The organism is Nonomuraea sp. NPDC050790 (assembly GCF_044456745.1).
Taxonomy (GTDB): Bacteria; Actinomycetota; Actinomycetes; order Streptosporangiales; family Streptosporangiaceae; genus Nonomuraea.
The window spans coordinates 406,362-418,605 of the sequence record NZ_JBITGF010000001.1; the positions used below are offsets into that span (position 1 = coordinate 406,362).

The window sequence follows — 12,244 nt, forward strand, 5'->3', positions numbered from 1 at the left end:
GCATCATGCGCGACATATCCGTGGAACGTGGTGGAAACCTCGACACGGCACCGTGGACCCTCACGAAAGGGGGCGGACGATGCTGCTTCGGATCAGAGTGTCCCTGCCGGACCGGCCCGGCGGGCTGGGGCAGGTGGCCAAGGCACTGGGCGCACTCGGCGCCGACATCCTCCAGGTGACCGTCCTGGAACGGGAGGCCGGCCGGGCGCTGGACGAGTTCACCGTCAACTGGCCCGCCGCCGCGGGCGACGTGAGCGACCGCCTGTCCGGCGCGCCCGGCGTCCGCGTGGAGGGTTGCTGGCCGACGAGGGAGATCCCGGGCTCGGCGCCGGACTACGACGTGCTCACGCAGGTCGCCGCCGACCCCGCGCGCGGCCTCGCGACGCTGGTCGACGCCCTGCCCGCCCTGTGCGGGGCCGACTGGGCGCTCGCGCTGGCCGACGGAGTGGTACGGCATGCCAGCCTGGCCGCCCCCTCCACGTTCGACCTGCCGGACCCGCCTCTGCGCGCCGCCGCCCGAGCCGGAGCCGACCTGCGCCTCATGGTGCTGCCCGTCGCCGAACTCCACATCGTGGTGGCCCGCTCCGTCGGCCCCGCCTTCCACCGCGCCGAACTCCACCGCGCCACCCGCATCGCCGACGTGGTGGCCAAGCTGTCAGGCCGCACCCCGGAACCCACCCACCAGCCCTGACCCCTATCCGTTCGTCCAGGGGTGGGGCGTTGACCGGGTAAAGGTCTGATGATTAACGTGGCCAAGGTGACCGTGCACGAGCCGGCCATCGGCCGCTACTACGAGGACTTCGTGGTCGGTGACGTCTACCAGCACCCGCTCGGCCGCACGATCAGCGAGGCCGACAACACGTGGTTCACGCTGCTCACCATGAACACCAACCAGAACCACTTCAACGCCCACTTCGCCGCCAAAGCCCCGGTCGGGAAGATCATCGTGAACTCCGGGCTCACGGTGGCGATCGTGCTCGGGCTGTCGGTGATGGACGTGTCCCAGACGGCGATCATGAACCTGGGGTGGGAGGAGATCAGGCTCACCCACCCCGTCTTCGTCGGCGACACCGTCTACGCCGAATCGCTGGTCACCGCGAAGCGGGAGTCGCGCTCGCGGCCGTACGCGGGCATCGTCACGGCACGTACGCGCGGACTCAACCAGGACGGCGACGAGATCATGTCGTGGACCAGGACGGTCATGGTGTACCGGCGCGACGCCCCGCAGGACAAGGATTACTTCCCTCAGGCCAAGAACGGTCCCATGACCACGTGAGGAGCGACGCGCCGTGGACTTCGAGCTGACCGACGACCAGAGGGCCTTCAGGCAGACGTTGCGCGCCTTCGTCGAGAAGGAGATCCTTCCCGTGGCCACCGAATGGGAGCACGCGGGCAGGTACCCCACCGAGATCGTGGCGAAGATGAAGGAGATGGGGCTGTTCGGGCTGACGGTCCCGGAGGAGTACGGCGGGCTCGGCGCCGACATGGTGACGTTCGCGCTGGTCTTCGAGGAGATCGCCAGAGGCTGGATGGGCGTGGCGGGGACGATCGGCTCCCACTCGCTGTCGGCCTGGATGATCGCCCGCCACGGCACCGAGGAGCAGAAGCGCCGCTACCTGCCGGATCTGGCGAGCGGCGCCCGCCGTACCGGATTGGCGTTGACCGAGCCGGGAGCGGGCACGGACCTGCAGGGCATCCAGACGCGCGCGGTGCGCGACGGCGAGCACTACGTCGTCAACGGCGCCAAGACCTGGATCACCAACGCGCGCCACGCCGACCCGCTGCCGGTGCTGGTGAAGACGTCGATCACCGAGCCCGCGCACAGGGGCATGTCGGTGCTGCTCGTGGACGCGGGCACGCCCGGCTTCACGGTCAGCCGGGATCTGCCCAAGCTCGGCTACAAGGGCACGGAGACGTGTGAGGTCGCGCTGCAGGACGTACGCGTGCCGGTGTCGGCCCTGCTCGGCGGCGAGGAGGGCCGGGGCATGCAGCAGGTGCTGTCGGGGCTGGAGATCGGCCGGGTCAACATCGCGGCCAGGGCGGTCGGGGTGGCGCAGGCGGCCTACGACGCGGCGCTCTCCTACTCCCGGCAGCGGGAGGCTTTCGGGCAGCCGATCGCGGAGTTCCAGGCGGTCCAGCTCAAGCTCGCCGATCTGGGGACGGAGATCCAGGCGGCCCGCCTGCTGACGTACTGGGCCGCCTCGCAGGCCGACGGCGGCAAGCGGGTGGACATGGAGGCGGGGATGGCCAAGTACTTCGCCTCCGAGGTGGCGTTGAAGGCGTCGCTGGAGTCGATGCGCATCCACGGCGGATACGGCTACAGCCAGGAGTACGTCGTCGAGCGCCTCTACCGCGACGCCCCGCTGATGGCGATCGGCGAGGGCACCAACGACGTCCAGCGCCTGGTCATCGCCAAGGCGCTGATCAGCGGCAAGGGCAAGGTCGGGTGGTGATCAGGCGGGCAGCAGGCGCAGGAGCGCGTCGCGCAGCCCGGTGCGCCGCAGCGTCATGAACCGGTGCAGACTCCGCGAGCCGAACGCCACCCGCTGCGCGCTGCGCCGCCGCTCGGCGTCGTAGGCGCGCAGCGCTCCGGGCAGCGTGGCGTGCGTGGTCAGCGCCCGGGTGAGCGCCTCGGCGTCGAGGATCGCGGTGCAGGCGCCCTGTCCCAGATTGGGCGTCATCGCGTGGGCGGCGTCGCCGACCAGCGCAACGTTGCCGCCGCTGGTGAAGGAGGGCAGGGCGGGGTACAGGTGGCGCATCTCATAGCGGATCCATTCCGATGGGTCGGTTTCGTGCAGGATGCGGGGGATCGGGTCGTGCCAGCCGCGGAACAGCTCACGCAGTTCCGCCGCGGTGGTCGCCTCCGGCACCGTCGCGTACCAGTTGGTCCGGCCCGGCTCGACCGGCGTCATCCCGAAGAACCGCCCCGCGCCCCACGTCTCACCGTGGACATCGCTCGCGAACCCGGCGATGCCGATCCACGCCACCGTCCCCACGGGGCGGGGTCCGCTGCGTCCGCCGAAGTGCCGCCGCCGCACCGCGCTGCGGATGCCGTCGGCGCCGACCACGAGATCATGCCCGGCCGTGAGGTCCTCGCGCGCCTCGCCGCCGAACTCGATCGGCACGTCGAGCGCTCCGGTCAGCACGTCGAGCAGGTGCGGGCGGGCGATCAGCAGTTCCGGCCGCCCGGCCCTGCGCTCGATGCGCTCCAGCGGCAGGTGCGCGACCACCGCGCCGTCCGGGGTGCGGATGCGCCCTTCCCGGTACGGCACCGCCCGCCGCCCGAACTCCTGCCCCACACCCAGCCGTTCCAGCGCGGCCTGGGCGGTGGGGTGGATGCCGAAGGCGGTGCCGTACCTCTCGATCTCGGTGCGGCGCTCCAGCACGCGCACCGACCACCCCGCGCGCCGGAGCCCGATCGCGGTGGCCAGCCCACTCACCCCGGCCCCGACCACTACGGCCTTCCCCGGCACCAGCCCTCCGGCCCTGGCCTTTCCGGGTGCCGGTTCGCCTACACCGGCCCCGGGCTCCACTGGCTTCCTTGTCATGTCCCGCCTCCAGAAACTCGACTACCACAACTGTGGTACCACGTTTGGGGTAGTATCCGCAAAGGCCGAGGGAGAGGCGGAGCATGGCGAACCAGGACCGGCGCGACCTTCTGCGCGATGCGGCCATCCACGTGCTGGCGCGTGAGGGCGGGCGCGGGCTGACGCACCGGGCGGTGGACGGCGAGGCGGGGGTGCCAGGTGGCACGACCAAGAACTACTTCCCCGCCCGCGAGGACCTGCTGCGCGCGGTCGCCGAGCGCTGCCTGGAGCTCTACCGGGCCGCCGTCCCGCCCGCGCCGCCCGCAACCGTGGGAGAACTGGCCGCCAGGTTCGAGGGGTTGCTGCGTGAGGCGGCGGGGCCGGGACGCGACCGGCTGCTCGCCTACCTGGAGCTGCAGGCAGAGTCCGCGCGCCGGCCGTGGCTGGCGGAGATCCTCGACCCGATCGCGGCGGGCGACTTCGCCGCCTTCGAGGCAGCCCAGCGGGCGGCCGGGCTGCCGGTCAGCCGTGAGAGCGCCGCGCTGGTCACGCTGGCCGTGCACGGGGCGCTGCCGCACCTGCTGTCGGGGGGCGCGGACACGACGGCCGCGGCCGGGCTGGACGATCCGGGCGCGTTCGTGCGCGGGGTGCTGCGGGCGGTCTACCCGGACGCGCGGCTGTAGGCGGGGCTGCGACCTCAGGCGGGAGAATGCGGGGGTGACACCACTTCTGGCCGTGAGCGCCGTCGTGCGCGGGGACGGCGAGGTACTCATGGTCCGTCAGCGCAACGCCGGAGACCCGCACCCGATCTGGGGCCTGCCGGGCGGCATGGTCGAGGACGGTGAGCTGTCGGATCGGGCGGCCGTCCGCGAGGTGGCCGAGGAGTGCGGGCTGAAGGTGGGTCCGCCCACGCGGCTGCTGGCGGTCGTGCAGTTCCCGGTTCCCGCGACGCTGACCGCGCTGTACTTCGCCTTCGAGCGGCCCAGCGGGCCGGATCTGGTGCCCGCCGACCCCGACGGGGACGTGCTGGAAGCGGCGTGGGTGCCGGTCGGGGAGGCCGTGGCGCGGCTGGCGGACTTCCCGCTGGCCGTCATGCGCGAGCCCGCCACCGCCTGTCTGCGCGAGCCGTCCGGCCCGGTCCGCTACTGGACCTGGCCGGACGGGCCCGGCGGGCGCGCCACCGTCGTCTAGATCGTGGTCATCTGGTCCGCGGGAGCCTGATCCGCCGAAGTCCGCTCCAGCAACGTCTGGTCCGAAGGCGTCTGTGGTGAGGAGGGCGTCGTGGGTGGGTGGGTCGTGGTCAGGGGGAGCAGGGTCGTGGCCGGGGCGCCGGAGCGGGCTGCCGTCACCAGTGCCTCCATCCGCTCCTCCGAAAGGGCTCGGCGCGCGTTGTCGCGGAACTTGCGGGCCAGCTCCTCCCCGGTCAGCGGATGTTCCGGCCCGCCCCGGGAGGAGTCGACCCGGTGCTCCATACAGGTGCCGTCGGCCAGCCGTACCCGGAGGACGGCCGCGAAGGCGCGCGGGAAGATCTCCGTCGCGCGCGGGTCGGCCACGCACCGCACCCGTGCCGCCAGCGCCAGCCGCGCCGGATCCAGCTCGGCGAAGTCGTCCAGGCAGACGCCGAGCCCGCCCCCCGACCCGAGCAGCGCGGTCGCGACCGTGTAGGGACCGGAGAACTTGGCGTGGTAGGGGGAGCGGGGTGAGGCCTTCTCCTCGGCGGGCTCGGCGATCGTGCGCAGCACCGGCGCGGGCACGCCCAGCTCGATCTCGGCCCCCGCCAGCGCCTCAGGGCCGAGCCGGTCGCGCAGCGCGAGGGCGCAGTCGATGGCGGGGTGGGTGAAGTGGTTGGTCGGGTACGGCTTGTAGACGGTGCGCAGCAGTTCCCACCGCTCGCCCAGCCCGTCCAGCAACGCCCCGGCGTCGAACCGTCCGTCCAGCCATGCCTGGAAGAACCCGAACCGCCCCTCCAGCACCGTCGGCGGCCCGGTGACGCCCTCCAGCGCGAGCACCGCGGCGGACGTCCCGGCGTGCGCCGCCCAGCCGCAGTGGACCCGCTTGACGGTGCCGCCGGTCCGGTTGGCCTCGATGACGCCCGCGCCCATGCTGGCGGCGATGCCCATGGCGTCGGCCAGGCCCTGCGCGGGCAGGCCGTACAGCATCCCGGCGGCCACCGCGGCGCCGAGCGTGCCGCAGATGGACGTGGCGTGCTGGCCCTTGTCGAAGAAGAGCGAGTTGCCCGCCTCGGGCAGATAGGAGGCCATGCCGAGGCGGTTGCACACCTCTATCCCCGCGGCCACGGCGGCCGCGAGTGCCGTCCCGTCCGCGCCGGTGGCCTCCGCGGCGGCCAGCGCGGCGGGCACCACCGGGGCGCTCGGGTGCAGCACCGAGGGCAGATGGGTGTCGTCGTAGTCGAGCGCGTGCGCGAGCGTGCCGTTGACCAGGGCCGCCGAGGGGGCGGGCAGGCGGTGGCCGCTGCCGATCGCCGTGGCCTCCTCGGTACCGTTCCACCGCAGCGCCGCGCGCAGGACGGCGGGCGCGGCGTCGGCGTCGGACTCGGCGTAGGCGGCCAGGCAGTTGCCGAGCACGTCCAGGATCCGGCCCGAGACGTCCTCGCGGACCCGGCCGGGCAGGCCCTCGTCGCGGCAGCGCGCGGCGAAGGCGGCCAGCAGTTGTACGTGTGTGGTCATACGCGCTCCCCGGTCAGTACGGCCAGCGGCCTGACCGGTGCGCCGGTGGCCCCCACGATCGGCAGCGGGTTGAGTACCAGCAGGAACTCGCGCACCCCCGCGTCGAGCAGTTCGTGCAGCCGCATGGTCTCCACGATGTTGATCCCGGACTCCACGAGCATGATCCGGTGAACCGGCAGCGCGGCGTGGCCGCGATCCGGCGCGATGTGCTCGAAGGCGATCGTCTCGCCGCCGACCACGCGCGGGCGCCGCTCGGCCAGCCAGCGTCCGGCCTCGACCCCGGGTCCCGGTACGCCCGCCGTCAGGCCGGTGAACCGCCCGGGATCGTGCCAAACGCGCGACCAGCCGGTGCCGACCAGCAAGGCGTCGCCCTCGCGGATCTCCAGTCCCTCGGCGGCGGACTCCAGGTCGGCGGCGCTCACCTCGTAGCCGGGCGGCAGAGAGCGTGTGCCGTGGACGCGGGCCACGTCGAGCAGGACGCACCGGCCCACGTACGGGTCGAAGGAGTCGATGCCGAGGGCGCTGAAGCCGTCGTTGGTGGTGAGGGCGGCGGGGTCGGCTCCGCCGTACAGGAGGCCGTCGTGTGAGACGTGGGCCAGTGCGTCGACGTGCGTGCCGACGTGGCCGCCGGTGACGATCAGCTCGTTGGCGGCGGAACCGCCGTCGGCGCGGACCACGTCTCCGTGACGGCGCTCCAGGAGCATGCGGAAGGGGGGATGATTGGGCGACTGGGGCATGCCCCGCCGCATCGGCTGCGCCAAGTCGTACACACGCAACCCGTCCTGCCACATGGCTCACTCCCGGTTGTTCCAATTATTGGAATTAGGTTTCAGACTGTACCCATGATCTACCTGGTCTACCGGATGCGGCTCGCCGAACGCGCCCGCAGGGACATGGCGGCCTTCTGGGAGTGGCTGGAGGAGCGCGAGCGCTGGTTCTACCGTGATTTGCCGATGGTGAAGGAGGTGCGCTGGTTCTACAGCGTGGTGGGTGACGTATACATGCTGGAGAACTGGGCGGCCTTCGACGACGAGGCGGCATGGGGCGCCTACAGGAAAGCCCTGGCCAGCCTCAAGAGCGACTCATCCTGGGAGTCGCAGCGTGTGTCACAGGAAGAATGGTGGGCCTTCGTGGACACGAGAATCATGACTGACCCACCCGTACCGGTGGGGTTGCAGCGCAGGTGAAAGGCTCCAGCATGTCCAGCCAGACCGTCGCGACCGTCGAACGGGCGGCCGACGTACTCGTCCGCTTCGCCGAGGCGGGCACCAGCACGCTCGGGGTGACCGAGATCGCCGACAGCCTCGGCATGTCCAAGGCGGCGGTCCATCGGGTCCTGGCGTCGCTGCGCAGCCGAGGCCTGGTCGAACTCGACGAGGACAGCCGCCGCTACTCCCTCGGGCTGACCGCGATGCGGCTGGGGCTGGCGTATCTGGATCGCATCGACATCCGCCGCCTGGCCGCGCCCGAGCTGGCCGGACTGAGCGCGCGCACGACGGAGACGGCGACCCTGTCGATCAGGACCGGCCTCAGCCGCGTCTACATCGACCAGGTCAAACCGCCGCGCGAGGTCATCATGGCGGTCTCGCTCGGCGTGCCGTACCCGCTGCACGCGGGCGGCTCGTCCAAGGCGTTCCTCGCCTTCCTGCCCGAGGTGGAGATCGACTCCTACCTGTCGGCGCCGCTCGACCCGCTGACTCCGGCCACCGTCACCGACCCGGAGCGGCTGCGCACGGAGCTGGCGCTGATCCGCCGCCGCGGCTACGCCATGTCGATCTCCGAGCGCCAGCGGGGCGCCGCCTCCGTGGCCGCGCCGATCCTCGACCACCACGGCCTGCCCGCCGCGGTGATCAGCGTCTGCGGGCCCGCCGAGCGCTTCGTCGGCGAGGCCGACGCGTGCGCGGCGGCCCTTCTGGAGGCCACCGACCGACTTTCCGCACGACTCGGTCACCGCCGCTGAGCACCGGTTTTCTCCGGTACGGCCAGGCCGCTCCGGTTCTTGCCATTGACAGGGCCGCCACAGATTGGAACGCTGTTCCCAGAAGTGGAACGGGGCCCCTCGTACGGCGGGGTTCGGAACGGCAGGATCGGCCTCACCGTGGGGGAGGCCGAACCCGCCCCCCGGCGCCTCGCCGGCCCCGTCCGGCAGGGCCGGGCGGGGCCGATACCATCCGAGGCCCGCGAGTAGGGTCTGAGGGTGTGACCAAGAAGCCGCCCGCCTACCAGGCGCTCGCCGCCGAGTTGCGGGAGCTCATCGTGGCCGGTCGCTTCCGCCCCGGTGACCGGCTGCCGGTCGAGCCCGAGCTGTCGGCCGCCTACGGGGTGAGCAGGAGCACGGTTCGTGAGGCGCTGCGCCTGCTGGCCAGCCAGAACCTCATCGCCACGGTCAGGGGAGTGGCAGGGGGCAGCTTCGTGGTGACGCCGCGGCCCGAGCAGATCAGCGACTACCTCGCCACCAGCCTCAACCTGCTGGCCGTGGGCACGCGGCTCACCGTCGACCAGTTCCTGGAGATCCGCGACCTGCTGGAGGTGCCGGCCGCGGGGCTGGCGGCGCTGCGCCGTACCCCCGAGGACCTGGCGGCGCTGCGGGCCACGCTCTCCGGCCCCGGCCCGGCCGCGCCCGAGCAGCGGTACGAGCCGAACCGGCGCTTCCACGCCCTCCTGCTCGGCGCCTGCGGCAACCCGCTGCTGGAGGTGGTGGCCAGGCCCGTCTTCCAGGTCCTGGACGAGCGGTTCCAGCGCTCGCGGGCGCCGGGCGGCTTCTGGCGGGACGTCGAGCGCGACCACCGCGAGATCCTCGACCGGGTGGAGGCGGGCGACGAGCAGGGCGCCCGCGCGGCCCAGCACGCCCACCTGGCCCGCCTGCGCGGCACCTACCTCGCCATCGACCGCAACACCGCCCCCGAACCACTCTGACGGACCCAGCGCCTCGGATGGCACGCCTCAAAAGGGCGTGCCGCCGAGAGGGCGCGTCATCCGGAGGGCTCAGGTGGCGCGGCGGGGGGCGTCGATGCGGGCGCCCTCCAGCGTGAAGACCATGAGCCGGGAGACGTCCACGGCCACCTTGGCGGCGTCGTTGACCCGCCAGGCGGGCCGCACGCCCAGGCGGACGATGAGGTCGGTCCTGCGGTGGTGGCCGCTCTCCTGCTCGTCCACCTGCTCCTGCTCCTCCATCTCCGCGCGCGAGGCGAACAGCCGCCGCAGCAGCGTGCCCAGCCCCGCCGACTCCTGCGCGTGCCCGTTGACGCGCCGCCGCGGGTCGGGAGGCTCGGGTACGGCCACGCCCGGCGCCCCGCACTCCACGTAGGCCAGCCACTCGTGCCCGTGGTACTCCAGCGCCCTGACCCGGCCGAAGAACGCCGGCCCGTCGTAGGTCTCCGGCACCGGCGCCAGCCCGTCGGGCCGCATGCCGACCAGGACCTGGCTGCCCGTGTACTGCGAGATCGCGTACGCCCGGGGGTCGCTCCACGGGATCGTCAGCCGGTGCGGGCCGAAGTCCAGCATCACGTACTGGTTCTGCGGGGTGCGCACGGTCGCGCTCAGCAGGTTGAGCTGCTGGGAGTTGAGGAAGGCGGCGACGAACGCGGTCGCCGGGTCGTTGTAGATCTGCGCGGGGGTGCCGACGTCCTGCAGGACGCCGCGGTTCATGATGGCGATCCTGTCGGCCAGCGTGAGCGCCTCGACCTGGTCGTGGGTGACGTAGATCGTGGTGACGCCGAGCGACCTGACCAGGGCGGAGATCTCCATGCGCAGTTCGGTGCGCATGCCGGCGTCGAGGTTCGACAGCGGCTCGTCCATCAGGAAGATCTTGGGCTGGCGGACGATGGCGCGGCCCATGGCCACGCGCTGGCGCTGGCCGCCGGACAGGGTGCCGGGGCGGCGGTCGAGCGTCTCGTCGATGTGCAGCGCCTTGGACAGCTCCAAGACGCGCTCCTTGACCAGCGCGGGGTCGGCCTTGGCGATCTCCAGCGGGAAGGCGATGTTGCCGCGCACCGAGCGGTGCGGGTACAGGGCGCCGCTCTGGAAGACCATGGCCACGTCGCGGTCACGGGGGGCGAGGTGGTTGGCGAGCTTGCCGTCGAGCCACAGGTCGCCCTCGGTGATCTCCTCCAGCCCGGCGATCATGCGCAGCAGCGTCGACTTGCCGCAGCCGGAAGGCCCCAGCAGGACCAGGAACTCGCCGTCCTCCGCCTTCAGGCTCATGCGGTCGACCGCCAGGTGGTCCCCCGGGTAAACCTTGGTCACTTTGTCGAGAACGACCGAGCTCATGGGCAGCACCTTGCAGCCAGGTTCCGCTGTGATTGATGAGGTAGTACATCGCGGTTACAGCCTGATGTCCACCCTTGCCATCAAAAATCTCTATGGATTGGGTCCATGGGGGTTGACACTCCGCCTGACTTCTGTCTTGGGGTCACGCAAAGCTTCCGGCCCGTGAGTCGCCTCACTTAGGGGGTTTTATCCCGCTTTAAGGGTAAGTGGGCGAAAAATCAGGGGTTGGTGGTACATGGAAAGGCTTGCGTAAACTTGCGGCAAGAGATTTCATGTACGGGACTATTGGGGGATCACATGACCGACTGGTGGCGCGACGCCGTCATTTACCAGGTGTACGTCCGCAGCTTCGCCGACGGTGACGGCGACGGCGTGGGCGACCTGATCGGTGTGCGCGACCGCCTGCCGTACCTGAGAGGGCTGGGGGTCGACGCGGTCTGGCTCACCCCGTTCTTCACCTCGCCCATGGCCGACTTCGGCTACGACGTGGCCGACTACCGCGACGTGGACCCGCTGTTCGGCACGCTGGCCGACGCCAAGGCGCTCATCGACGAGGCGCACGGCCTCGGCCTGCGGATCATCGTGGACATCGTGCCGAACCACACCTCCTCGGCCCACCCGTGGTTCCAGGAGGCCCTGCGCGGGCACGGCCGCGAGCGCTACATCTTCCGCGACCGGCCCAACGACTGGGAGTCGATCTTCGGCGGCCCGGCCTGGACGCAGGTCGAGGACGGCCAGTGGTACCTGCACCTGTTCGACAAGGAGCAGCCCGACCTCAACTGGGACAACCCCGAGGTGCGCGCCGAGTTCGACTCGATCCTGCGCTTCTGGCTCGACCTCGGCGTGGACGGCTTCCGCATCGACGTCGCCCACGGCATGGTCAAGCCGCACGACCTGCCCGACATCGGGCACAGCGACCAGATCCGGATGATCGGCTCCGACGTCGTCCCGTACTTCGACAACGAGGGCGTCCACGACGTCCACCGCCGCTTCCGCCACATCCTCGACTCCTACCCGGGCGAGCGCATCGGCGTCGCGGAGGCATGGGCGCCCACGCCCGAGCGGCTGGCCCGCTACGTCCGCCCCGACGAGCTCCACCAGGCCTTCAACTTCCACTACCTGAGCACCCCCTGGGACGCCGCCCGCCTGCGCGAGGCCATCGACGCCTCCCTGGCCAGCGCCGCCTCCGTGGGCGCGCCGTCCACGTGGGTCCTGTCCAACCACGACGTCAGGCGGCACGTCACCCGCTACGGCAGCCTCGATCGCGCCCGCGCCGCCGCGCTGCTCACGCTGGCGCTGCCCGGCTCCGCCTACATCTACCAGGGCGAGGAACTGGGGCTGCCCGAGGTGCTCGACCTGCCGGAGGAGGTCCAGCGGGACCCGCAGCGGCTGCGCGACCCGGAAAGCGGCCGCGACGGCTGCCGCGTGCCGCTGCCCTGGACCCGCGAGCTGGGCTGGCGTCGTCCCTGGCTGCCCATCCCGGCGGGCTGGTCCGAGCTGAGCGTCGAGGCCCAGGACGGGGCCGCCGGCTCGACGCTGGAGCTCTACCGCGACGCGCTGCGGCTGCGCCACCACCTCGACGGCGACCTGCGCTGGCTCGACTCGCCCGAGGGCACGCTGGTGTTCGCCCGCGGCGACCTCGTCTGCGCCGTCAACCTCACCGCCGAGCCCGTCGACTTCGCCCTCGGCGGCGAACCACTCCTGTCGTCGGCCGCCACACCCGGCGCTCCCGATTCCGCTGTGTGGTGGAAAGTAAAGTAG

Annotated in this window: 13 protein-coding genes; 9 read left to right on the top strand and 4 right to left on the bottom strand. The window is 71.8% G+C overall.

The features are described 5' to 3' along the window. Positions 1-79: 79 nt before the first annotated feature. From ACIBEJ_RS01950 to ACIBEJ_RS01960, 3 genes are all read left to right on the top strand, one after another. Positions 80-691: an amino acid-binding protein gene (locus tag ACIBEJ_RS01950; RefSeq protein ID WP_397180688.1), complete on the top strand. Its 612-nt coding sequence runs from the start codon at positions 80-82 to the stop codon at positions 689-691. 66 nt (positions 692-757) lie between these two features. Beyond that, positions 758-1,276 carry a MaoC family dehydratase gene (locus ACIBEJ_RS01955; RefSeq protein WP_397180689.1) on the top strand — a complete coding sequence of 173 codons (519 nt, stop codon included), beginning with the start codon at positions 758-760 and terminating at the stop codon, positions 1,274-1,276. A 13-nt stretch (positions 1,277-1,289) separates the two neighbouring features. Further along, the gene (locus tag ACIBEJ_RS01960; RefSeq protein ID WP_397180690.1) at positions 1,290-2,453 is read left to right on the top strand and encodes an acyl-CoA dehydrogenase family protein; all 1,164 of its coding nucleotides are present in this window, start codon (positions 1,290-1,292) and stop codon (positions 2,451-2,453) included. On the opposite strand, the gene ACIBEJ_RS01965 is transcribed toward ACIBEJ_RS01960, so the two are convergent. Then, positions 2,454-3,548 (bottom strand): FAD-dependent oxidoreductase, encoded by a 1,095-nt coding sequence (locus tag ACIBEJ_RS01965; RefSeq protein WP_397180691.1) that lies wholly within the window; start codon positions 3,546-3,548, stop codon positions 2,454-2,456. An 83-nt stretch (positions 3,549-3,631) separates the two neighbouring features. On the opposite strand from ACIBEJ_RS01965, the gene ACIBEJ_RS01970 reads away from it, so the two are divergent. Both ACIBEJ_RS01970 and ACIBEJ_RS01975 read left to right on the top strand, forming a co-directional pair. After that, on the top strand, positions 3,632-4,210 hold the full coding sequence (locus ACIBEJ_RS01970; RefSeq protein ID WP_397180692.1) for a TetR/AcrR family transcriptional regulator: 579 nt from the start codon (positions 3,632-3,634) through the stop codon (positions 4,208-4,210). A gap of 34 nt (positions 4,211-4,244) precedes the next feature. Beyond that, complete coding sequence (locus tag ACIBEJ_RS01975; protein WP_397180693.1) at positions 4,245-4,718, top strand: NUDIX hydrolase; 474 nt, start codon at positions 4,245-4,247, stop codon at positions 4,716-4,718. On the opposite strand, the gene ACIBEJ_RS01980 is transcribed toward ACIBEJ_RS01975, so the two are convergent. Beyond that, positions 4,715-6,214, bottom strand: coding sequence for an MmgE/PrpD family protein (locus tag ACIBEJ_RS01980; protein WP_397180694.1), 1,500 nt, complete (start codon positions 6,212-6,214; stop codon positions 4,715-4,717). The genes ACIBEJ_RS01975 and ACIBEJ_RS01980 overlap by 4 nt on opposite strands. Next, positions 6,211-6,984, bottom strand: coding sequence for a cyclase family protein (locus ACIBEJ_RS01985; RefSeq protein ID WP_397180695.1), 774 nt, complete (start codon positions 6,982-6,984; stop codon positions 6,211-6,213). Before ACIBEJ_RS01985 ends, ACIBEJ_RS01980 begins: the two co-directional genes overlap by 4 nt. 72 nt (positions 6,985-7,056) lie before the next feature. On the opposite strand from ACIBEJ_RS01985, the gene ACIBEJ_RS01990 reads away from it, so the two are divergent. The 3 genes from ACIBEJ_RS01990 (at position 7,057) to ACIBEJ_RS02000 (ending at position 9,130) form a co-directional block, all read left to right on the top strand. After that, positions 7,057-7,401: a hypothetical protein gene (locus ACIBEJ_RS01990; RefSeq protein ID WP_397180696.1), complete on the top strand. Its 345-nt coding sequence runs from the start codon at positions 7,057-7,059 to the stop codon at positions 7,399-7,401. A gap of 11 nt (positions 7,402-7,412) precedes the next feature. Further along, complete coding sequence (locus ACIBEJ_RS01995; protein ID WP_397180697.1) at positions 7,413-8,174, top strand: IclR family transcriptional regulator; 762 nt, start codon at positions 7,413-7,415, stop codon at positions 8,172-8,174. Positions 8,175-8,413: 239 nt separating this feature from the next. Beyond that, positions 8,414-9,130, top strand: coding sequence for a FadR/GntR family transcriptional regulator (locus ACIBEJ_RS02000; RefSeq protein ID WP_397180698.1), 717 nt, complete (start codon positions 8,414-8,416; stop codon positions 9,128-9,130). Between the two features lie 69 nt (positions 9,131-9,199). Here ACIBEJ_RS02000 and ACIBEJ_RS02005 read toward each other — a convergent pair whose 3' ends face one another. After that, positions 9,200-10,483 carry an ABC transporter ATP-binding protein gene (locus tag ACIBEJ_RS02005; RefSeq protein ID WP_397180699.1) on the bottom strand — a complete coding sequence of 428 codons (1,284 nt, stop codon included), beginning with the start codon at positions 10,481-10,483 and terminating at the stop codon, positions 9,200-9,202. Between the two features lie 297 nt (positions 10,484-10,780). On the opposite strand from ACIBEJ_RS02005, the gene ACIBEJ_RS02010 reads away from it, so the two are divergent. Then, a complete protein-coding gene (locus tag ACIBEJ_RS02010; protein ID WP_397180700.1) occupies positions 10,781-12,244 on the top strand; it encodes a glycoside hydrolase family 13 protein in 1,464 nt (487 codons plus the stop codon).

Excerpts from the sequence above, each read along its gene's own strand:
- ACIBEJ_RS01980 (WP_397180694.1), bottom strand. The coding sequence starts at position 6,214 with ATGACCACACACGTACAACTGCTGGCCGCCTTCGCCGCGCGCTGCCGC.
- ACIBEJ_RS01970 (WP_397180692.1), top strand. The coding sequence starts at position 3,632 with ATGGCGAACCAGGACCGGCGCGACCTTCTGCGCGATGCGGCCATCCAC.
- ACIBEJ_RS02005 (WP_397180699.1), bottom strand. The coding sequence starts at position 10,483 with ATGAGCTCGGTCGTTCTCGACAAAGTGACCAAGGTTTACCCGGGGGAC.
- ACIBEJ_RS01990 (WP_397180696.1), top strand. The coding sequence starts at position 7,057 with ATGATCTACCTGGTCTACCGGATGCGGCTCGCCGAACGCGCCCGCAGG.
- ACIBEJ_RS02010 (WP_397180700.1), top strand. The coding sequence starts at position 10,781 with ATGACCGACTGGTGGCGCGACGCCGTCATTTACCAGGTGTACGTCCGC.
- ACIBEJ_RS01995 (WP_397180697.1), top strand. The coding sequence starts at position 7,413 with ATGTCCAGCCAGACCGTCGCGACCGTCGAACGGGCGGCCGACGTACTC.
- ACIBEJ_RS01965 (WP_397180691.1), bottom strand. The coding sequence starts at position 3,548 with ATGACAAGGAAGCCAGTGGAGCCCGGGGCCGGTGTAGGCGAACCGGCA.
- ACIBEJ_RS01950 (WP_397180688.1), top strand. The coding sequence starts at position 80 with ATGCTGCTTCGGATCAGAGTGTCCCTGCCGGACCGGCCCGGCGGGCTG.